The 18,816-nt window shown below is 68.8% G+C and carries 21 protein-coding genes; 5 read left to right on the top strand and 16 right to left on the bottom strand.

The window, feature by feature from the left end:
* Positions 1-412: 412 nt before the first annotated feature.
* The 3 genes from ACQP06_RS19755 to ACQP06_RS19745 all read right to left on the bottom strand — a co-directional run bounded on the left by ACQP06_RS19755 (position 413) and on the right by ACQP06_RS19745 (position 2,509).
* Complete coding sequence (locus tag ACQP06_RS19755) at positions 413-664, bottom strand: hypothetical protein (RefSeq protein WP_433666004.1); 252 nt, start codon at positions 662-664, stop codon at positions 413-415.
* Positions 665-740: 76 nt separating this feature from the next.
* Positions 741-2,258, bottom strand: coding sequence for an AAA family ATPase (locus ACQP06_RS19750; protein ID WP_433666003.1), 1,518 nt, complete (start codon positions 2,256-2,258; stop codon positions 741-743).
* Positions 2,255-2,509 (bottom strand): universal stress protein, encoded by a 255-nt coding sequence (locus ACQP06_RS19745; protein ID WP_433666002.1) that lies wholly within the window; start codon positions 2,507-2,509, stop codon positions 2,255-2,257. Before ACQP06_RS19745 ends, ACQP06_RS19750 begins: the two co-directional genes overlap by 4 nt.
* 358 nt (positions 2,510-2,867) lie before the next feature.
* Here ACQP06_RS19745 and ACQP06_RS19740 point away from each other — a divergent pair, with 358 nt between their 5' ends.
* Together ACQP06_RS19740 and ACQP06_RS19735 are read left to right on the top strand one after the other, a co-directional pair.
* Positions 2,868-3,929 (top strand): ABC transporter ATP-binding protein, encoded by a 1,062-nt coding sequence (locus tag ACQP06_RS19740; protein ID WP_433666001.1) that lies wholly within the window; start codon positions 2,868-2,870, stop codon positions 3,927-3,929.
* Entirely contained in the window at positions 3,929-4,723 is a 795-nt protein-coding gene (locus tag ACQP06_RS19735) for an ABC transporter permease (protein WP_433666000.1), read from the top strand. The genes ACQP06_RS19740 and ACQP06_RS19735 overlap by 1 nt, the downstream gene beginning before the upstream one ends.
* 31 nt (positions 4,724-4,754) lie before the next feature.
* Here the strand turns inward: ACQP06_RS19735 and ACQP06_RS19730 are convergent, their stop codons facing one another.
* Both ACQP06_RS19730 and ACQP06_RS19725 read right to left on the bottom strand, forming a co-directional pair.
* The gene (locus tag ACQP06_RS19730) at positions 4,755-5,756 is read right to left on the bottom strand and encodes a potassium channel family protein (protein ID WP_433665999.1); all 1,002 of its coding nucleotides are present in this window, start codon (positions 5,754-5,756) and stop codon (positions 4,755-4,757) included.
* A gap of 29 nt (positions 5,757-5,785) precedes the next feature.
* Positions 5,786-6,787 carry a zinc-binding alcohol dehydrogenase family protein gene (locus tag ACQP06_RS19725; protein ID WP_433673371.1) on the bottom strand — a complete coding sequence of 334 codons (1,002 nt, stop codon included), beginning with the start codon at positions 6,785-6,787 and terminating at the stop codon, positions 5,786-5,788.
* 262 nt (positions 6,788-7,049) lie between these two features.
* Here ACQP06_RS19725 and ACQP06_RS19720 point away from each other — a divergent pair, with 262 nt between their 5' ends.
* Entirely contained in the window at positions 7,050-8,114 is a 1,065-nt protein-coding gene (locus ACQP06_RS19720) for a sensor histidine kinase (RefSeq protein WP_433665998.1), read from the top strand.
* Positions 8,115-8,232: 118 nt separating this feature from the next.
* On the opposite strand, the gene ACQP06_RS19715 is transcribed toward ACQP06_RS19720, so the two are convergent.
* From ACQP06_RS19715 to ACQP06_RS19705, 3 genes are read right to left on the bottom strand one after another with little or no spacing between them, the layout of a single operon-like run.
* Positions 8,233-8,568, bottom strand: a complete 336-nt coding sequence (locus ACQP06_RS19715) for a hypothetical protein (RefSeq protein ID WP_433665997.1) — start codon at positions 8,566-8,568, stop codon at positions 8,233-8,235.
* Positions 8,569-8,584: 16 nt separating this feature from the next.
* Positions 8,585-9,421: an ABC transporter permease subunit gene (locus tag ACQP06_RS19710; RefSeq protein ID WP_433665996.1), complete on the bottom strand. Its 837-nt coding sequence runs from the start codon at positions 9,419-9,421 to the stop codon at positions 8,585-8,587.
* Positions 9,422-9,458: 37 nt separating this feature from the next.
* On the bottom strand, positions 9,459-10,370 hold the full coding sequence (locus ACQP06_RS19705) for an ABC transporter ATP-binding protein (RefSeq protein ID WP_433665995.1): 912 nt from the start codon (positions 10,368-10,370) through the stop codon (positions 9,459-9,461).
* A gap of 74 nt (positions 10,371-10,444) precedes the next feature.
* Between ACQP06_RS19705 and ACQP06_RS19700 the strand changes: the two genes are divergently transcribed.
* Positions 10,445-10,906, top strand: a complete 462-nt coding sequence (locus ACQP06_RS19700) for a GbsR/MarR family transcriptional regulator (protein ID WP_433665994.1) — start codon at positions 10,445-10,447, stop codon at positions 10,904-10,906.
* 82 nt (positions 10,907-10,988) lie between these two features.
* Positions 10,989-11,633 carry a TIGR03085 family metal-binding protein gene (locus ACQP06_RS19695; protein ID WP_433665993.1) on the top strand — a complete coding sequence of 215 codons (645 nt, stop codon included), beginning with the start codon at positions 10,989-10,991 and terminating at the stop codon, positions 11,631-11,633.
* Positions 11,634-11,858: 225 nt separating this feature from the next.
* On the opposite strand, the gene ACQP06_RS19690 is transcribed toward ACQP06_RS19695, so the two are convergent.
* The 8 genes from ACQP06_RS19690 to ACQP06_RS19655 form a co-directional block, all read right to left on the bottom strand.
* Positions 11,859-12,410: a CAP domain-containing protein gene (locus ACQP06_RS19690; protein ID WP_433665992.1), complete on the bottom strand. Its 552-nt coding sequence runs from the start codon at positions 12,408-12,410 to the stop codon at positions 11,859-11,861.
* A 62-nt stretch (positions 12,411-12,472) separates the two neighbouring features.
* Positions 12,473-13,183, bottom strand: coding sequence for a DUF6390 family protein (locus ACQP06_RS19685; RefSeq protein WP_433665991.1), 711 nt, complete (start codon positions 13,181-13,183; stop codon positions 12,473-12,475).
* Positions 13,184-13,269: 86 nt separating this feature from the next.
* Positions 13,270-14,349 carry a hydrogenase expression/formation protein HypE gene (hypE, locus tag ACQP06_RS19680; RefSeq protein ID WP_357085510.1) on the bottom strand — a complete coding sequence of 360 codons (1,080 nt, stop codon included), beginning with the start codon at positions 14,347-14,349 and terminating at the stop codon, positions 13,270-13,272.
* Complete coding sequence (gene hypD / locus ACQP06_RS19675) at positions 14,342-15,454, bottom strand: hydrogenase formation protein HypD (protein WP_433665990.1); 1,113 nt, start codon at positions 15,452-15,454, stop codon at positions 14,342-14,344. Before hypD ends, hypE begins: the two co-directional genes overlap by 8 nt.
* A complete protein-coding gene (locus ACQP06_RS19670) occupies positions 15,451-15,774 on the bottom strand; it encodes a HypC/HybG/HupF family hydrogenase formation chaperone (protein WP_379277316.1) in 324 nt (107 codons plus the stop codon). The genes hypD and ACQP06_RS19670 overlap by 4 nt, the downstream gene beginning before the upstream one ends.
* Before the next feature lie 17 nt (positions 15,775-15,791).
* Positions 15,792-18,095 carry a carbamoyltransferase HypF gene (hypF, locus tag ACQP06_RS19665; RefSeq protein WP_433665989.1) on the bottom strand — a complete coding sequence of 768 codons (2,304 nt, stop codon included), beginning with the start codon at positions 18,093-18,095 and terminating at the stop codon, positions 15,792-15,794.
* The gene (locus ACQP06_RS19660; protein WP_433665988.1) at positions 18,092-18,334 is read right to left on the bottom strand and encodes a HypC/HybG/HupF family hydrogenase formation chaperone; all 243 of its coding nucleotides are present in this window, start codon (positions 18,332-18,334) and stop codon (positions 18,092-18,094) included. The genes hypF and ACQP06_RS19660 overlap by 4 nt, the downstream gene beginning before the upstream one ends.
* Before the next feature lie 3 nt (positions 18,335-18,337).
* Positions 18,338-18,814: a hydrogenase maturation protease gene (locus tag ACQP06_RS19655; protein ID WP_433665987.1), complete on the bottom strand. Its 477-nt coding sequence runs from the start codon at positions 18,812-18,814 to the stop codon at positions 18,338-18,340.
* Positions 18,815-18,816 lie beyond the last annotated feature (2 nt).

Raw genomic sequence — 18,816 nt, 5'->3', positions numbered from 1 at the left:
CGTTGACTGGTTACGGGAGGCACCGATGAAGACCGCGAACCACCAGGGCAGGCCGGTGCGAGAGACGATGCGCTGGGAACCGATCGACAAGACCGCGCGCGAGCGAGCCGAAGCCAATCTCATGGCGTACGAGATGGCGTGCCGGGAATTCACCTGGGAGTCCGCGCGCCGCTGTCTGGACGGGGTATTTCTGGTTCGTCGGCCGGGCGGACGATGGGATCGATCTGCGCGGCACCCGATCGGCCCGTTCGAGGTCGAGAGGCCGCAACCAAATTCGAGTCCCAGGGATCCGCCAGCGCTTCATCGTGGTGACGTGATACGTCCTAGGGGGCATGGCGGCTGTAGCCTCTGCGATGCAACCACTCCCGCCAACCGTGGATACGCGGGAAGGGAATCCGACGTGCCGGTGGGTCTAACACAGATCACTGTCACGCGGTTCTCTGTCGTATACCGCGAGCGGCTCCACGTCCACCACGGGTAGCCCGAGTTGCCGGTGGCGCATCGCTTCGAGTTCGGCGCGCTCGGCGGCGACTTCCAGCGCCCACTCCTCGGCATCCTCGATTGGAACCGGTGTGCCGTTGTCGTCGATGGCGAGCCATTCGCCGTCGGAAGTTTGGATGAATCCGAAGAACGTCGAGTCCTGATCGCGGCCCAAAGCGGTCATACGACACCGAACCTTTCAGGGCTCCGGAAGAGCCACGACAACCGTTCGACAACGGTATCGGTCAGCTCGAGGTCAGCTACGCGGTTCGGGGAATTTCGCGCACGGTGCCGGTCACGTTCCACACGAGCAACGCCCGTGCGATGGTGGCGTCGATCGGTGCGGTGGTGTCCAGCGGTGTGGCCGTCGGCCAGGGTGCGGCGCCGGCGGCCATGGCGTTCGCGATGTGCGGGGTGGCGTCCGAGTCGCCGCGGGGGCGGCTTTCGATGCGGGCGGCGGCGATCGGCGGCGGGCATGCGCAGCGCAGTTCGATCGGATCGGCATGGGTCCGCGTGGCGAGGGCCAGGGCGCGGGCGCGTTCCTTCGCGTCGATCCACGCGGCATCGAGGATGACCGAGACACCGTGGGTGAGTCGGTGGTGCGCGAGTTCGAGCATGCGTGAGTAGACGAGCGCCTTCGCCTCGGGGACGTATGCCCCTTCGTCCAGGACGCCGGCGGTTCCGGTGATCGCTCCCCGGGCGCGAAGCTCCGCGCGCACGGTATCGCTGGAGATGACCTCCGCGCCGGTCTCGTGCGCCAAAGCCGCTGCGATGGTGGACTTTCCGGTTCCCGGCAGTCCGCCGACGAGCGCCAGCCGCACCGCGCCCGCTGCCAGATGCCGCAGCGCCAGATCCACGTGCCGGCGGGCGTGGGCCGCGTATTCCGGTTCGCCCTGTGCGGACCGGATGCGATCGGTCTTCGCGCGCACGGTGGCCCGGTAGGCGAGATAGTGGTGGCGCAGCGAGGCGGGCGGGGTATCGCCCGCGGCACGCAGGTACTCGTCGAGGAAGGCCTCCGACAGCGCTGTCCGCCCGCGGAATTCGAGATCCATGGCCAGGAACGCGGCGTCGTCGAGACCGTCGACGTAGCGCAGGGAGTCGTCGAAGTCGAGACAGTCCAGGATCCGGAATCCGTCGCTCAGCGCGAAGATGTCCTCGGTCAGCAGATCGCCGTGACCGTCGAGGATCCGGCCCGCGGCGATGCGCCCCGCCAGCAGCGGCGCGCGGCCGTCGAGGAATCGCAGTGCCAGCCGCTCGATCCGGGTGACGACTGCGGTCTCGAGCTCGTCCGGCGGCTGGGATCGCAAGCCGTCCAGCAGAATTTCCCATCGCCGGCGCAGCGCGTCGGGCGTTCCGGCGCGATCGATCGCGGGGCCGCGGGCCGCGGTGCGGTGGAATCGGGCCAGCATCACGGCCAGTTCGGCGAGGTGATCGCGTCCGATCTCCCCGGTGGCCACCAGTGTGCTCAGGCGACGTGATTCGGGCATGCGCCGCATGATCAGCACCGGTTCGGCCGGACCGCCCAGCGGATCGGTGAGATGGGCCAGTCCCAGGTAGACGTCCGCGGCCCAGCGCCGGTTCAGTTCGAGTTCCCGCCGCAGCGCGCGGTCGCGGGCCACGACGGTGGAGAAATCCAGGAAGTCGGTGGAGACCGGCTTCTTCACCTTGTACGCGCGGTCGCCGAACAGCACCACGAGCCCGGTGTGGGTTTCTCGCATCTCCGGCGACAGCTGGGTCCGGTCGGCCTTGTCGAGTGGCGGCTCGGTCGTGGCGGTCATCGCTGGACCGCTTCGGAGTTCACGTCCGGGGCGGGTCCGTCGGGGAGCACCAGCACCGGGCAGGACGCATGGCAGACCAGATCCTGGGTCGTCCGGCCGAGCCGCGTGGGCGCGATGGCCTCGCCATCGTGGGTGACCACCACGAGCTGGGCGGTGGCGCTGAACCGCTCGACCGCGCTCGGCACATCACCGACCACGGTCACCGGCCGGAATCCGACGTCGGGAAAGTCGCGCCGGCAGTCGGTATCCATGCCTTCAGCGTCGCGCTCGGGTCGCCGGGGAAACAGAGGACTTCGGTCCCTCCCGAGACGACGACGGTCCCGGCCGGGGACTACCCCGTGCCCTACCGTTCGACCCCGACCGGGCGTGAAATCGGCTGCGTCAGAACATTTCCCGCCGGAACCCGAGTAGATGGCCGATGTCGGTCCTGACATCGGCCGGCCACCACCCGCGACAACCTCGCCGATCAGCAGCCGCCGCGGCGCCTCTGGACGGCCGGGCTGCCCCGGAATCGGAGCCCGAGGACCCGGACGGGCCGTGACCTTGGTCTCTGGGACCCGATCCGCGCCGGCGAGATGCTCGATACATCCATCGTGACCAGGAGGAATCATGCCGGACACCGCGGCCCCCCGATCGGATTCGAACCCGTGGCCCATCGTCGTCGGGGTGGACGGCTCCCAGACCTCCTACCGGCGCGAATTCCCGAAGGACCATCCTCACGGTTCGGCGCCGAGTGGCGTGCCGCTACCGGCCACCGCGCGGCGGCCCGGGCAGACTCCGGTGATGATCGTGATGCGGGACCTGACCAAGTCCTACGGCCGCTCGCCCGCGCTGGCGGAGGTGAGCCTCGAGGTTCCCGCCGGTGTGGTTTTCGGCTACCTGGGACCCAACGGCGCGGGCAAGACGACGACCATTCGCATGCTGGTCGGACTGATGCGCCCCACACGCGGCTCGATCACCGTGGCCGGGGCCGACGTCGTGCGCGAGCGGTCGAGAGCGCAGCGCCATATCGGTTATCTCCCAGGCCAGTTCGTCGCCTATCCGGACCTGACCGCCCGGCAGTACCTGAGCTACCTCGCCCGGTTGCGTGGCGGCGTCGAAGCCGCGGTGCTCGAGCGCCTCGTCGAGCGCTTGGATCTCGACACCTCGGTGCGGATCGGCGCCATGTCGCACGGCAATCGGCAGAAGGTCGGCATCGTGCAGGCCTTCATGACCGAGCCGGACCTGCTGGTGCTCGACGAGCCCACGCAGGGCCTGGACCCGCTCGTCCAGCGGGAATTCCTGACGATGCTGCGCGAAGTCCGGGATTCCGGGCGCACGGTGTTCTTGTCCTCGCACGTGCTCTCGGAGGTGCAGGCGGTCGCGGACACGGTCGCGATCCTGCGTCACGGCCGGTTGGTGGAGGTGCGGTCGGTCGCTGAGCTGACCGCGCAGTCGCTGCGCCGGATCGACCTGACTTTCGATGCGGCGCTACCGGATCCGACGCTGCTGCGGGCGGTGGACGGGGTCCGATCGGTGGAGCCCGGGGCCGGCCACGTCCTGCACCTGGAGGTCGACGGATCGACGGCGGAGCTACTGAAGGTCGTCGCCCCGTACGGCGTGTCCGACATCGTCAGCCACGAACCCGACCTCGAGGACGTCTTCCTCACCTACTACGGACAGGATCGCTGATGTTCGCCACGGTGTATCTGAAATGTCTGCGTGATCAACGTCGCGGCCTGATCGGCTGGGGCATCGGCATCGTGGCGCTGGTGCTGCTGGAATCGGCGCTGTGGCCGTCGATCTCACGCATCCCGGGCCTGAAGGAGATGCTGGACAGCTATCCGGAATCCCTGCGCGAGCTCTTCGCGATCGACGAATTCACCAGCGGCACCGGATTTCTCAATACCGAGCTGTACAGCGTGATGCTGCCCATCCTGTTCCTGGTGTTCGCGATCTCGCGCGGCGCTCGCGCCATCGCGGGCGAGGAGGAGTCGGGCACGCTGGAGGTGCTGCTGATCACCCGGGTGACGCCGACGCGCCTGCTGCTGGAGCAGAGCGCGGTGCTGCTGACCGGGCTCACCGTGCTCGGAGCCGTCCTGTTCGCCGCCGTGATCGGCTGTTCCGCGGTGTTCGGGATGCAGGTCGGCATCGGCGCGGCCGCGACCGGCTCGGTCGCGATGATCGCACTGGCCGCGCCGTTCGGAGGATTGGCCCTGGCGATCGGCGCGGCCACCGGCCGACGGCGGGTGGCCCTCACGGGCGCGAGTGTCGCCGCCGTCGGCGCCTACGTACTGTTCGCGGCCTCGAGGATCGTGGAGGCGGTGCGGCCGTGGGGACCGTGGTCGCCGTTTCACCAGGCGCTCGCCGACGGCCCGATGGGCGGTGGCGTGCGCCTGGGTCATCTCGCCCTGATCGCGGCCGCCGTCGTGTTCCTGGCGCTGGCTGTGCCGGTGTTCACCCGCCGGGACATCTCGGGGGTGTGAGGGAGCCTGGACGGCCGGTTCGGTCGGGAGGTCACCTCGCCCCGTCGGTGGCCCGGGTGCTGTCACGGATCGAATCGAGTTGCGGCTGGGTACCGAGCGCGATGAGGACGGTTCCGAGCCGAAGCCGGCTGTCGCCGACGGGGTTCGCGACGAATCGGCCGGCGTCGGCGCGGAGGGCGAGGACGAGCGCGCCGCCACCGTGCCGGGGCACGGCATCGGCGACGGTGCGGTCCAGCAGCGGTGAGTCGGGGCCGATCTCGATCTCCTCGATGCGGAATTCGAGATTCTCGTCGTGCATGACCACATCGAGGAATTCGGCGACATTCGGTTGCAGGGCGAAGGCGGCCATGCGACTGCCGCCGATGAGCTGCGGATTGACCGCGCGATTGGCGCCCGCGCGCAGCAGTTTGGATTTGGAGCTCTCGGTGCGGGCGCGGGCGATGATGATGAGATCGCCGCGCAGCGCCCGGCTCGACAGGGTGACGTAGACATTGTCGGCATCGCTGTCCAGGGCGGCGATGAGGGCCTGGGCGTGCCGGATGCCCGCGGCCTCCAGAACGGCGTCATCGGTGACATCGCCCAGGATGTACGGGAATTCGAGGTTCTCCAGGCGTTGCGGGTCACGATCCACCACCACGATCTCCTTGCCGAGACCGCTGAGGTATTGCGCTGTCGAATGCCCGACGCGGCCCCAGCCGCAGACGATGACGTGTCCGCGCAGTCGTTCGATCCGGTTGTTCATGCGCCGCCGTTCCAGGTGTTGGTGTACATGACCTTCGATGAGTGCCTCGAGCAGGACACCGAACATATAGAACACGGTGCCCGCGCCGAACAGGATGAGCGCCATGGTGAATACCTGGCCGAGGGGACCGAGCGGATGGACCTCGCGGAAACCGACCGTCGTGATCGTGGTGACGGTTTGGTACAGCGCGTCGAGGTATCCGAAACCCAGTAACCGGTAGCCGATCGTACCGACGGCTGTCACCAGCAGGAAGGCCGACAGAACGCGAATGACGCGGCGCAACAGGGTCACCCGTGCAGTGTGGCAGTACCGGCGCCGGTTCAGGGAACCAGGACGGCCGCGCCCGCGAACCGCCCGTGCGCCAGATCCCGCAGTGCGCGATCGGCTTCCGCCAGCGGGTACGGGTGCGCGATGACCTCCAGGTGATGCGCGCCGGCGAAGGCCAGGAACTCGCGCGAATCGGCGCGGGTGTTCGCGGTCACCGAGCGGATCTCGCGTTCCTGGAACAGATGTCGCTGATAGTTCAGCGACGGGATGTCGGAGAGGTGGATACCCGCGATGGAGAGGACGCCGCCGCGATCGAGGGCCTCGAGCGCGGGCAACACCAGCTCGCCGACCGGTGCGAAGAGTATCGCCGAATCCAGTTGTTCCGGAGGCGGTTCCACCGCTCCCTGCGCGGAGGTCGCACCGAGCTCCAGCGCGAGCCGCTGGGCCGCGAAGTCGCGGGTCATGACATGCACCTGCGCGCCTTGGGCCAGGGCCACCTGCGCCGCGAGGTGCGCGCTGCCGCCGAACCCGTAGATCCCCAGCCGCCCGCCTTGCGGGAGCGCGGCGCGCCGCAGCGCCCGATAGCCGATGATCCCGGCGCACAGCAGGGGAGCGAGTTCGATATCGGCGTAGCCCGTCGGCAGTGGCAACGCGAAGTCGGCGGGAACCACCGCGTACTCGGCGTAGCCGCCGTCGGCATCCCAGCCGGTGTATCGCGAACGCGGGCACAGGTTCTCGTCACCGCGGCGGCAGAACCGGCACCGCCCGCAGGTGTGCCGCAGCCAGGCGATCCCCACCCGGTCACCGACGTGGAACTCGGTCCCGGGGTCGGGCCCGAGCGCGGTCACCACACCGACCACCTCGTGGCCCGGCACCACATCGGGTCGGTGCACGGCCAGGTCGCCTTCGGTCACGTGCAGATCGGTCCGGCACACCCCGCACGCGAGCACCCGCGCCTGCAATTCGCCCGGACCGGGCTCCGGCACCGGGATGGGCTCCGCCTTCAACGGCTCGCCGTCGATCCGGCCCGGTTTCCGCACCCGCCACGCTCGCATCGAGTTCATCGGATACCCCCTTCGGCGTCGACGGAGTCCCTTCATTGTGAACGTCAAAACCCCGTTTGAAAAAGTTCAATTCGCTTGAATCTTCAATCATGCCGAGCTCGCAGCCTCGAGCCTTGGATTTCGAAATGGATCCGAAATGCGCATAACCCTGCAAAGCATCATGCTGTTCATCACCACTGCGTGCTGGCTTTCGTGTGCTTCGCCGGGGGAGTCGCCTACATGGAAGGTTCGGCCGCCGCGTCCGGGCCGGTTGATGCGCGCTATCTGGGTACTCGTCTCGCTGAGCTGCTCCCTGCCGCTGGCACTGCGCACCCGCTGGCCCTTGGCCGCCTGGCGGTTCGCAGTGGTGGCCGTGCTCGCCGGTGCGTGGATCGTCGGCGACTTCCTGCACCCGCCCCACACGCCGGGGGTGATCACGGTCGCGGTGCTGGTGACCTACTCCGCCGCGGTCCGCAGCGGCGGCGAGGTCACCGCGGGCGTATGGCTGATCTCGATCGCGGTAGCGGCACTCGTGGACTCGAGGACCGCGCTGCCGGCCGCCATCGCGCTGACGGTCGCGGTCCTGTTCGGCCACAATGTCCGGGCGCGACGATTGGCCACCGGGAAACTGGCGGACGAGGAACGGCGCGCCGAGGACGCGCTGGCCGAGCAGGCTGTGCTGGCCGAACGAGCCAGAATCGCCCGCGAGTTGCACGACGTTGTGGCGCACCACATCTCGGTGATCGCCATCCAAGCCGAGGCGGTGCCGCTGCAAGCCGAGGCCGATCCGGGCCGATTGGCGGAGGGACTGGCCGAGATCCGGGCACTGTCGCTGCGGACACTGGTGGAGATGCGCCAGGTCCTCGGGATCCTGCGCGATCACGGCGACGCGGGCCCCAGCGCGCCACAGCCGGGCTTGCATCTGCTCGAGGAGCTGGTTGCCACCGCGTCTCATGCCGGATTCGAAGTCACCGTCGCTGTGTCGGGTGTCGCACCGGGCTCCGCACCCGACATAGTGGGCGATGTGCCCGCGACGGTCGGACTCACCGCGTACCGAATCCTGCAGGAGTCGGTCAGCAATGCGATGCGGCACGGGGCGGGAACCGCTATCGCGGTGGAATTGACGCACTCCGGTGACGGCCGCCATCTGCGAGTCCGCAATCGAGTCGGCGGTTCGCGGTCACACCGGCCGGAGTTCTCCCGCACCTCGTGCGCGCACGGCCTGATCGGCATGCGAGAACGCGTCGCCATGCTCGGCGGCACCTTCCAGGCTGGGCGCATGGGTGACGAATTCGTGGTCACCGCAACGCTTCCGATCGAATCCGACGCACGCCGATGATCACCGTTCTTCTTGTCGACGACCAGGCCATGGTGCGGACCGGATTCACCACCTTCTCGAGCTCCCAGCCCGATCGTCTACGCCTACGAAACCGGTCTGGTCCGTCCCGGTTGGTGAATCATGGGCGCCCGGCGGGGTAGTAGGACTCCCCGCAGGATTCGCATTCGGCACCCGGATACAGGTCGTTGAGGAATTCGCCCAGGTCGACCTGCCCCTGCAGAGCCGCGGTGGCGGCGAGTAGATAGCGGGTGGTGGCTGTCGGCTGAGGGGTAGCCAGTTGCTCGGTGGCCAGAGTCAGCGCTTCGGGCAACGCAGCACGATATGCATCGGCGATGTCATCCGGGACGTCGTCACCGGTCGCGCCGAATTCTCCCGAGCAGATGACTATCAGGCCCACGACATAGAGAAGGATCTGGTCGAACCGATCGGCGCCGCGGTCAGCGGGTCCTCGCACCCTGGCCGCGATCCTTCTAGTTTCGGAGGTCGCGGTTGTTGAAGCGGTACGTGCCAGCGGCCACGAGAACCGTTGCGGTGAGGGCGAGTGCGGCCATGTCGGTCCATTGGAATCCGTGTCGCAGGGGTTCGCCGTCGATGTAGTAGTGGAACGGCGAGAGGTTGGCGGCTGCGTCGATGCCGAGTTGTGTGGCGAAGGAATGGATTGCGTAGCCGGCGACGCCGACGGCCGCGGTGAGGGCGAACGTGGCGCCTCGGTGCCCTGTGGCCGCGCCGATTCCGGTTGCGAGAGCGCCGAACACGATCATCAGCAGGGCCAGGTTCGCGCATTGGGCCGCGAAGCGGGTGGGGGTGATCGTGGTGAGGTCGGCGCCGCTGCGGATGGCGAGCATCGCCAGCCAGATGAGCGCGCTGATGCCGACCGCGGCCAGGACCAGAGCGGCGAAACGCTGCAGGATCAGCGATGTGCGGGTGAGGGGGTGCGCGAGCAGTAGGTCCAGGGTTCCGGTTTCCTCGTCCGCGGCGGTGACGCGGGCACCGACCGCGGCGCCGAAGAACATTGCCGCCAGCGGCACGATCAGTCCGAATACGGTTGATCCGAGGTATCCGGGTGCGGAGGTGATGTCGTCCATCCGTAGTGCCTCGCGCAACCCTTCGGGCAGGTTCTGGGCTTGCGCGGCACCATTTTTCGCCATTTGTGGGTAGAACCCGGCGTAGATCGTGGCTGCGGCGGTGATGCCGAGGGCCCAGCCGGTGAGGCCGCGCCTGCCATCGCGCAAGGTTTTGACGAGCACCTCGGTGTGGATGACAGTGCTGGTCTCAGCGTTCGGTGTGGTGTCGGTGATGATGGTCATGACGATCGTTGTCCTCGGGAGTCGGTGCTTGGGCGGGTCACGCGGCGTTGCGCGGGGTGGGGTCGGTGTAGTGGTCGTGGAAGATCTCGTCGAGGTGCGGTTCGCTGGTGCGCAGTGCGGTAACGGTGTGGTGGGCTGCGGCTTTGACGACCGCGTCCGGGGTGCCGGTGAGCCGTGCAGACAGGATGGTGCCGGTGGTGTCGAGTTCGGGTTCGCTCACGCCGGGCAGGTCGTGGAACTGGTCGAGGGAAACCGGTGTGGCGAAGCGGATCTCGATGCGTCGGGTGGCTGAGGCGCGTAGGTCGGTGACGGTGTCGAGGGCGACCAGCTTTCCGTCGCGCAGGATGGCGATGCGGTCGGCGACGGCTTCGACTTCGTCCATGATGTGGCTGGACATGAACACCGTCTGCCCGTTGCGGGCCGCTTCGGTGACGAGGTCGAGGAAGGTTTGCTGCAGCAGCGGGTCCAGCCCTGAGGTGGGTTCGTCGAGGATCAGCAGTTCCGGGGTGTGCATGAACGCCTGCACCAGGCCGAGTTTCTGCCGGTTTCCCTTGGACAGGTTTTTGATGGTGGCGGTCTGGTCCAAGCCCAGCCGGTCGGTAAGCTCGTCGATACGCGCGACCGGGACGCCGCCGCTGAGCTGAGCGAGGAAGCGCAGGCATTCGCGCACGCTTTGCCGTCCGTCGACAACGAAATCGCCTGCGAGGTAGCCGATTCGGCGGCGCTGTTCGCGGCCGTCGCGGCGTGGGTCGAGGCCTAGCACGCTGATGGTGCCGCTGGTGGGGCGGATGAGGTCGAGTAGCAGCCGGATGGTGGTCGACTTGCCCGCGCCGTTGGGGCCGAGGTAGCCGAATACTTCTCCGCGGTGGATGTCGAGGGTGAGCCCGGCCAGACCGCGGCGGCTGCCGTAGGTCTTGGTGAGGTCGCGGATTTCGATGGCGTTGAGCATGCCTCACAACTTATCGAAATTTCAGAGATGTGTGAAGATTCAAAATTCTCGGAGTTGTCTGTACTGTGGGGGATGTGGATTCCAAGCAGCGACTTCGAGACGCGGCCGAACGGCTGGCGCTGACCCTGGCCCAGGGCGGGATGCAGAAGACCACCGCGCGGGTGATGACGGCGTTGCTGTATACCGAGCAGGACACGATGACCGCCGCCGACCTGTGCGAGCAGTTGTCGGTGAGCACCGGCGCGGTGTCGACCGCGATCAAGCAGCTGACCCAGTCCGCCATGGTCGAACGGGTACCGGCTCCCGGCAGTCGGCGCGAGCACTACCGATTCCCGAAAGGTGTGTGGGCGGATCTGTTCTCGCAGCAGAACATCATGCTCGAGGTGATGCGCGAGGCCGCCCAGGACGGCCTCGACGTCACCGGCAACGACAGTCCGACCGCGGCCAGGCTGCACGAGATGCAGGATTTCTACGCCTACATGGAACGTGAGCTGCCGCCGCTCATCGACGGCTGGCGCGAGCAATACCGCCGCTGACAGCTCTCCGGGCAGCTCGGATCTTCATGTAATCGGAAACCGTTCCAGGCATGGGAACCGGACCAGTTTGTCACCATGAGGAATGGTGGATATTCCGCTCGATTCCCGGGAACGGCGTGCGCTGTGCGACCTGTTCGAGACGCTCGGCGCCGAGGCGCCCACACTGCTCGGAACCTGGACCGCGCGAGACCTCGCCGCCCACCTCGTGCTGCGTGAGCATGACCTCCTCGCCGGCCCCTGCCTGGTACTGCCGGGACCGTTCCAACGGGTGGCCGAGCGGCGACGGGTACGGCTGTCACGGCGACACGAGTTCGGATGGCTGGTCGCCCGAATCCGGTCAGGTCCGCCTCGCGGGTTTTTCCGCGTCGGCTGGGTCCGCTCACTGGCGAACCTCAACGAGTTCTTCGTCCACCATGAAGACCTGCGCCGGGCCAATGCCCTGGGGCCTCGCACCCTGCCCCCTGCGATGGACGCCGCGCTGTGGCGAAACGTCGATCGCGGCAGCCGCTACCTGAGCCGCCGATTGCGTGGGGTCGACCTGCAGATCGCCTGGACCGGAACAGCCCACACTCGAACGATCCACCGCGCCGGCCCTACCGTTCGGCTCAGCGGTTCCCCAGGAGAGCTTCTGCTGTATCTGTTCGGTCGACGGGCCGCGGCACGGATCGAGGTGACCGGACCGGAACAGGCCGTCGCCGCCGTCGAGCGAACGCATTTCGGCATGTGAGACCTCCGGAAAACCTCCTTGGTCGAACATGTCTCGTGAAGCTGCGTCGATTCGCTCGGAGGACTGTCGAATCCATGTTGGGAGTGCACTTCGCCATTACTGCGGAGCAGGAGCGGGCGTTGCTCGTCGCGGATGACCTCGACGACGTGGACGCGATCGACGAGTTGCTTTGAGAGATGGAGGAATCCTGGGCAGTGACGATCCCACCGTGATCGGAGTGGCGGGTCATAGCGGGGCGCCGAAATCTTGTGTCCACAAGGGTCCGTCGGTGCCGAAGTGGACTCCGATGCCGATATCGGTGTATGCGCAGTTGAGGATATTGCCGCGGTGGCCGGGGCGCGACAGCCACTCGGCCATCACCTCGGCGGCGTCGGCCTGGCCGTGGGCGATGTTCTCGCCGATGGTGCGCCACAGATAGCCGGCGGCCACGACTCGCTGGTGCGGCATCCACCCGTCAGGGTCGCGATGATCGAAGTAGCTGCGAGCGGCCATATCATCGGAATGGCGTTGTGCCGCGTTCTGCAGGCGCCCGTCGGGCCGTAGTGCGCCGCATCCGTGCTGCGCGCGTTCGTTGTTCACGAGTTCGAGCACACCGGCTCGCGCCGCGTCGGTCTGTGGATCGGACGGAGCGGGCGGCTGCGCCGAACCGACGTCGGGTCCCTGGGACGAGCCGGTTCCGATCCACACGGGCGGGTCCGACAGGGCAGTGGCATGGGAAAGCACTGCCCCGGCCATCACGCAGGTGATGACGGTGGCGGATCGCTTGAAATACACCACTGATGCTCCCATTGTCGTGTTGCTCCCGGATGTTTCGATAGCGGTCGGCGGTACCGACACGGCTATGTGTCGATGTCTAGGCGATGGTTGGTGGCGGCCAGCTGTCGGAGGGTGCTGTCGGTCAGGTTCGCGGTTTGGGTGCTGTCCAGCAGCGCCGTCAGACGATCCCAGTGGAGGGCAACGTGATCGCCGGGTCGTGGGTCCGTCGTCAGGCGGCCGTCGGCGGTGAGGGTCGCGGTGCGGGTGCCGGGTGGGCCCAGGTCGAGGTGGTGGCCGTCCCAGGTCAGGTGGCTGGCTTCCAGCCGGACGCGGGAGCCGTCGCGGGCCGCGACGCGCGCCGGGGTGATGCGGCATTTGTCGAGGACCTCCAGGGCGGTGGGGGTTGCCGCCGTGCCGAGCAGGCGGCTCCACGGGTAGACGCCGAAGACGTGGAAGCAGTGGTTGGGGGCGGCTTCGGGGGCGAGCCGGGGGGTCAGGTGGGTCCAGTACAGGCCTGCGGCCGGGCCCAGGATGGCGAGCAGTTCGGCGCAGAAGGCTGCCGGATCGAGGGTCGATCCGATTCCGCCGCCGTGCCAATAGGATTCGACCAGGCGCAGGTCGAGGGGGTCGGCGATGCCGGTCATGGCAGACATGACCTGGAGGTAGGGCCAGGCGCCGGTGAAGCGGCGGGCGGCGGCGCGGATCAGCGCGGGCGATCCGTCGGACAGAGCCGTCGTGTCGGGTGGTCCGCAGTAGCCCAGCGCGTTCGGCGGGTAGGCGTAACGCGCGAACATCGTCTCCCCGGCCCCCGGGGCGGGTGGCTGGGACCGGGTGGAATCGGGGTGGGGGACGGTGATGGCGGGCCTCCATGAGTAGGGGGTCAGCAGATGCGGGGAAGCTGTTCTCCTGCGGGTAGATCGACGACTCGGGTGCCGCCGAGCGCGGTGTGCGCGGTCACCATGCCGGGATGCTCGGCCACACAGCGGCCGATGATCGCGGCGTGCACCCCGAGCGGGTGCGCGCGCAGGGCGGCGAGTACTCGATCCGCGTCCGCGGCGGGCACGAAGGCCACCAGCTTGCCCTCGTTGGCCACGTACAGCGGGTCCAGTCCGAGCAGCCCGCACGCGTCGCGGACCCCGGGCGGGATCGGAATCGTGTTCTCGTCCAGCGCGATTCCCACGCCCGCGGCGCGCGCGATCTCGTTCAGGCTGGCGGCCAGTCCACCGCGTGTCGGGTCGCGCATGGTGTGCACGGTCGCGCCGGTCGCCAGCATCGCCGCGACCAGACCGTGCAGGGGAGCGGTGTCGCTGCACACGGTGGTCCCGAACTCGAGTCCCTCGCGGCAGGACAGTACCGCGACACCGTGCAATCCGATCTCCCCGCTGACCATCACCACGTCCCCCGGCGCGGCGAGTTCGGGCCGGATGTCGACTCCGGGATCGAGCACGCCGATGCCCGCGGTATTGACGTAGATGCCGTCCCCGTGCCCGGCGTCGACGACCTTGGTGTCGCCGGTGACGAGCGCGACGCCGGCGCCCAGCGCCGCGGTGCCCATGGCGGACGCCACTTCCGCGATCCGCACCAGCGGCGTGCCTTCCTCGAGGATGAACGCCGTCGACAGGACCAGCGGCCGCGCGCCCGACATCGCCAGATCGTTGACCGTGCCGTTGACGGCCAGATCGCCGATGGATCCGCCGGGAAACGTCAACGGCTTCACCACGAACGAGTCGGTGCTGAACGCCAGCCGGGTCTCGCCGACCGTCACGACCGCCGAGTCGCCGAGCCCGGCCTGCGCCGCCGCCCCGAACGCGGGCAGGAACAGATGCTCGATCAGCTCGCCGGACATCGCGCCGCCACCACCGTGCCCCATCACGATGGTGGGTGAGTCCCGCAACGGCATCGGGCACACCCAGTTCTCGAAATCGACGGCGCCATTGCCAGTTCCGACCACGTCAGGCATGAGCCACCTCCGCGGGCAGGTCCAGCCGCCGGTACAGGTAGTAGGCCGCGCAGGCGCCCTCGGAGGACACCATGGTGGCGCCGAGCGGATTACGCGGTGTGCACTCCTTGCCGAAGGCCGCGCACTCGTGCGGTTTGATCAGGCCCTGCAGCACCTCGCCCGACCGGCAGATCGGCGATTCCTCGGTGTGCAGATCGCTGACCGCGAACCGGTGTTCGGCGTCGAACTCGCGGTAGCGCGGCGAGAGCCGCCAGCCGCTCTGCGGGATCACCCCGATGCCGCGCCAGCCGCGATCGGTGATCTCGAAGACGTCCTCGAGCATGGCCTTGGCGGCCGGATTGCCCTCGGCGGTGACCGCGCGGCGGTAGGCGTTCTCCACCTCGTGGCGGCCGTGTTCGAGCTGGTCCACGGTGCGCCGGATGCCCTCGAGAATGTCGAGCGGCTCGAATCCGGTGACCACCACCGGAACCCGGTACTTCTCGGCCAGCGGCGGATATTCGGCGGTGCCCATCACCGTGCACACGTGCCCGGCGGCCAGGAAGGCCTGGACCCGGCAGCTCGGCGATTCCATGATGGCGGCGATCGCCGGGGGCACCAGCACGTGCGAGACGAGCAGCGAGAAGTTGTGCACGCCGAGCTTCTGCGCCTGGTAGACGGTCATGGCGTTGGCCGGGGCGGTGGTCTCGAACCCGATGCCGAAGAACACGACCTGACGGTCGGGGTTGGCGCGGGCGAGTTCGAGCGCGTCGAGCGGTGAGTAGACGACGCGGACGTCGCCGCCCTCGCTCTTGATCCGGAACAGATCCTTGGAACTGCCCGGCACGCGCAGCATGTCGCCGAACGAGCAGAAGATGACATTCGGCTGGGCGGCGATGGCCAGCGCCTTGTCGATCAACTCCAGCGGGGTCACGCAGACCGGGCAGCCGGGGCCGTGGATCATCTCGATCTGCTCCGGCAGCAGTTGGTCGATGCCGTGGCGGATGATCGAATGCGTCTGCCCGCCACAGACTTCCATGATCGACCAGCGCCGCGTGGTGGTGGAGCGGATCCGATCCAGCAGCAGCTTCGCCAGTTCCGGATTACTGAATTCGTCGAGGTATTTCATGGTGTCACCTCCGGATCGGCGGTCGGGGTGGTGTCCGGGTTGGCCACTCCGGCCTGGGCTGCGGCGATCGCGAATCCGTCGCCGAATTCCTCCTTCAGCACGCCGAGGTGTTCGAACTCGGCCAGCGTCTGCATGGCCGACTCCTCGTCGAGCCGCTGGATGGCGAAGCCGACGTGCACGATCACGTAGTCGCCGACGGCGATGTCCGGGATGTACTGCAGGCAGACATCCTTCTGGACGCCGCCGAAGTCGACCACCGACATCCGCGTGCCGTCCCGCTCGTGGACGCTGAGAACTTTGCCGGGAACTGCCAGGCACATCGCTGTTCTCCTTCCGCTCAGCTCGCCGCGACGGCGAGTAACTGGCCGAACGCGATCCCACCGTCGTTGGGTGGCACGCGATGGTGGGTGAGGACGTGGAAACCGTGCTCGCGCAGCAGCCGCAGCACGGTCGTGAGCAGCAGCGCGTTCTGGAACACGCCGCCGGACAACGCGACCGGTTGCTCCGGATCGCCGTAGCGTAACGCCAGATCCAGGACCAGATGCGCGACGCCCGCGTGGAACCGCGCGCCGACGACATCGGCGGGCACCCCGCCGCGCACATCGGCGATCACCGCGGCGAGCACGGGCGCCGGATCGATGGCGGCCGTCTCGTCGCCGGGGTTGCCGGGCAGGGCGAACCGGTAGGGGACCTCGCCCGGGTCGGCGTCACGGGACAGGCCCTCCCATTCGATGGCGGCCTGCGCCTCGTAGTCGACCTCGTGCCGCACCCCGCACAGCGAGGCGACGGCGTCGAACAATCGGCCCATGCTGGAGGTGGGCACACAGCCCAGCCCGGTGTCGAGCTGATGCGCCAGCACCTGCCGCTCGCGCGGCGGGCAGGCTTGGACGCACGGCAGATCCGGCGACCAGTCGAGGTGCGCGGACCGCAAGTGCGCCAGCGCCATTCGATACGGCCGCTGCACGCTCAGGTCGCCGCCCGCCAGCGGCACGTAGCGCAGGTGCGCCAGGCGGCGGAAACCCTTGTAGCTCGCGGCGAGCACCTCCCCGCCCCAGATGGCGCGGTCGGGCCCGTAACCGGTGCCGTCGAAGGCGAATCCGAGGACGGTCGCGCTCGCGTCGAGGCCGTGCTCGCCCATGACGGCCGCCACGTGCGCGTGATGGTGCTGCACCAGCCGGATCGGCCGGGTGCCCGCGTGTTCGGCGGCCCAGGCGGTGGACCGGTAGCGGGGGTGGGCGTCGGCGGCGAGCTGCTGCGGGGCGACGCCGGTGAGTTTCTCCAGATGCCTTTCGGCGGCGGTGAACGCGCGCAGGGTCGCGACGTCGTCCATGTCGCCGATGTGCTGGCTCAGCCAGGCGTAGCGGCCGTCGGCGACGGCGCAGGTGTTCTTCAGGTCCGCGCCCACGGCGAGGGTCGGCGCGGCGGGCATCGGCAGGGCGAGCGGCAGCGGCGCGTAGCCGCGCGAGCGCCGGAACGGCACCTCGACGCCGTCGACCACCTTGACCACCGAGTCGTCGCACGGCACCAGGATCGGGCGGTTGTGGGACAGGACGGCGTCGGCGAGCCCGGACAGTCGTTCCCGGGCGTCGGAGTCGGTGTGGCAGATCGGTTCTCCGCCGAGGTTGCCCGACGTCATCACCAGTACGCGCGGGCCGGGGGCGTCGCCGGGCAGACCGAACAGCAGCAGATGCAGCGGCGTGTAGGCGATCATCACCCCGAGATCGCGGTTGTGCGGCGCGACCGCGTCCACGGGCAGCGGCGGCGCGTCGGGGTCCTCGGGCGCGGAGGTCCGGCGCGGCAGCAGCACGATGGGCCGGGCCGGGCCGGTGAGCAGGGCGGCGGCCGTCGCATCCACCTCGGCGATGGCCGCGGCGGTCGCCAGATCGGGCACCATGACCGCGAAAGGCTTGTCGCCGCGACGTTTCCGGCGGCGCAGCTCCGTCACCGCGGCGCTGTCGGCGGCATCGCAGGCCAGGTGATAGCCGCCGATGCCCTTGACGGCCAGAATTCCGCCGTCGCGCAGCATGTTCCGTGCCGCGCGCAACGGCTCCCCGGCCTCGGGGTCGGAGAAGGTCAGGGTCGGCCCACACTCGTTGCAGGCGATCGGCTGCGCGTGGAAGCGGCGGTCGCCGGGATCGGCGTACTCGCGCGCGCAGGTCTCGCACATGGCGAATCCGGCCATCGAGGTCTGCGGGCGGTCATAGGGCAGCGCGGCGATGATGGTGAACCGCGGGCCGCAGTTGGTGCAGGTGATGAACGGATGCCGGTAGCGCCGGTTGGCCGGATCCTGGAGTTCGGCGGCGCATTCCGCGCAGATCGCGACATCGGGCGACGCGAGGGTGCGCCCCTCGCCCCGGGTGGTGCCGGCAATGTGGAATCCGGTCCCGCCGCGGACCGGGATCGCGGTCTGCTCGACGGTCTCGACGACCGCCAGCGGCGGCGGGCGGTCCCGCAGGCGAGCGACGAAGGCGTCCACGCCGTCCGCCGCGCCCTCGATCTCGATGACCACCCCGGAACTGTCGTTGCACACCGATCCGGTCAGCGCCAGCTCGGCCGCCGTGGTGTACACGAAGGGCCGGAACCCGACGCCCTGCACCACGCCGCCGACGATGATCCGCCGCCGGACCCGGGCCCCGGTCACGGCTCCTCACCCGACCCCATCAGCCGCAGGCCCGCCAGCGCGGCGGCGGCCCCGGCCGCGTCGGTCTTCTCGACCGCGAACCCCATGTGGATGATCACCCAGTCGCCGGGCTCGGCCGGATCATCCTCCAGCAGGCCGACATTCACGGTCCGCTGCTCGCCGGAGACGTCGACCAGCGCGATCTGACCGTGATAGCCCTCGACCGGTCCGACGACGCGGCCGGGGATGCCCAGGCACATCGCTCACACCTCCTGCGGGTGCCGCAGCGCGGTCACCACGGATTCGACGGCGGCCATCGCGGGGTCCACCGCGGCGGCCACGGGTTCGGTCAGGCCGATGCGGTCGGCGACCGAGCTGATCTGGCAGCCCACGATCACCGTCGGCGGGATGGTTCCGCCCATCGCCCGTACTACGGCGAAGACCGCGTCCGGGTGCATGGCGTGCGCGTCGAGGCCGACGGCGCCGCCGCCCGGATCGGCGTGGAACACGTCCACCTGACCGGGCGCGCCGCGGTCGGGCAGCGCGTCGACGAGCACCAGCGCGTCCCAGCCGTCGAGCAGGTCGTAGGCCAGGTGCAGGCCGCGGATGCCGTAATCGGTCACGCGCACCTCGGGTTCGCTGCTCGCGGGCATGCGCCGCACCACCTCGGAGCCGAACCCGTCGTCTCCGAGGAAGATGTTGCCGATGCCGGCGACCAGCACTCTCGTCGTGGGAATCACCC

Source organism: Nocardia sp. CA-136227 (assembly GCF_050955695.1).
In the GTDB taxonomy this organism is placed as follows: Bacteria; Actinomycetota; Actinomycetes; order Mycobacteriales; family Mycobacteriaceae; genus Nocardia.
This window is presented reverse-complemented; position numbering and strand designations above follow the sequence as displayed.

Coding starts and splice junctions, on each gene's coding strand:
- ACQP06_RS19755 (WP_433666004.1), bottom strand. CDS start 664: ATGACCGCTTTGGGCCGCGATCAGGACTCGACGTTCTTCGGATTCATC.
- ACQP06_RS19670 (WP_379277316.1), bottom strand. CDS start 15,774: ATGTGCCTGGCAGTTCCCGGCAAAGTTCTCAGCGTCCACGAGCGGGAC.
- ACQP06_RS19695 (WP_433665993.1), top strand. CDS start 10,989: ATGGTGGATATTCCGCTCGATTCCCGGGAACGGCGTGCGCTGTGCGAC.
- hypD (WP_433665990.1), bottom strand. CDS start 15,454: ATGAAATACCTCGACGAATTCAGTAATCCGGAACTGGCGAAGCTGCTG.
- ACQP06_RS19705 (WP_433665995.1), bottom strand. CDS start 10,370: ATGCTCAACGCCATCGAAATCCGCGACCTCACCAAGACCTACGGCAGC.
- ACQP06_RS19725 (WP_433673371.1), bottom strand. CDS start 6,787: ATGCGAGCGTGGCGGGTGCGGAAACCGGGCCGGATCGACGGCGAGCCG.
- ACQP06_RS19735 (WP_433666000.1), top strand. CDS start 3,929: ATGTTCGCCACGGTGTATCTGAAATGTCTGCGTGATCAACGTCGCGGC.
- ACQP06_RS19685 (WP_433665991.1), bottom strand. CDS start 13,183: ATGTTCGCGCGTTACGCCTACCCGCCGAACGCGCTGGGCTACTGCGGA.
- ACQP06_RS19750 (WP_433666003.1), bottom strand. CDS start 2,258: ATGACCGCCACGACCGAGCCGCCACTCGACAAGGCCGACCGGACCCAG.
- ACQP06_RS19720 (WP_433665998.1), top strand. CDS start 7,050: ATGCGCGCTATCTGGGTACTCGTCTCGCTGAGCTGCTCCCTGCCGCTG.
- ACQP06_RS19660 (WP_433665988.1), bottom strand. CDS start 18,334: ATGTGCCTGGGCATCCCCGGCCGCGTCGTCGGACCGGTCGAGGGCTAT.
- ACQP06_RS19740 (WP_433666001.1), top strand. CDS start 2,868: ATGCCGGACACCGCGGCCCCCCGATCGGATTCGAACCCGTGGCCCATC.
- ACQP06_RS19745 (WP_433666002.1), bottom strand. CDS start 2,509: ATGGATACCGACTGCCGGCGCGACTTTCCCGACGTCGGATTCCGGCCG.
- hypE (WP_357085510.1), bottom strand. CDS start 14,349: ATGCCTGACGTGGTCGGAACTGGCAATGGCGCCGTCGATTTCGAGAAC.
- ACQP06_RS19710 (WP_433665996.1), bottom strand. CDS start 9,421: ATGACCATCATCACCGACACCACACCGAACGCTGAGACCAGCACTGTC.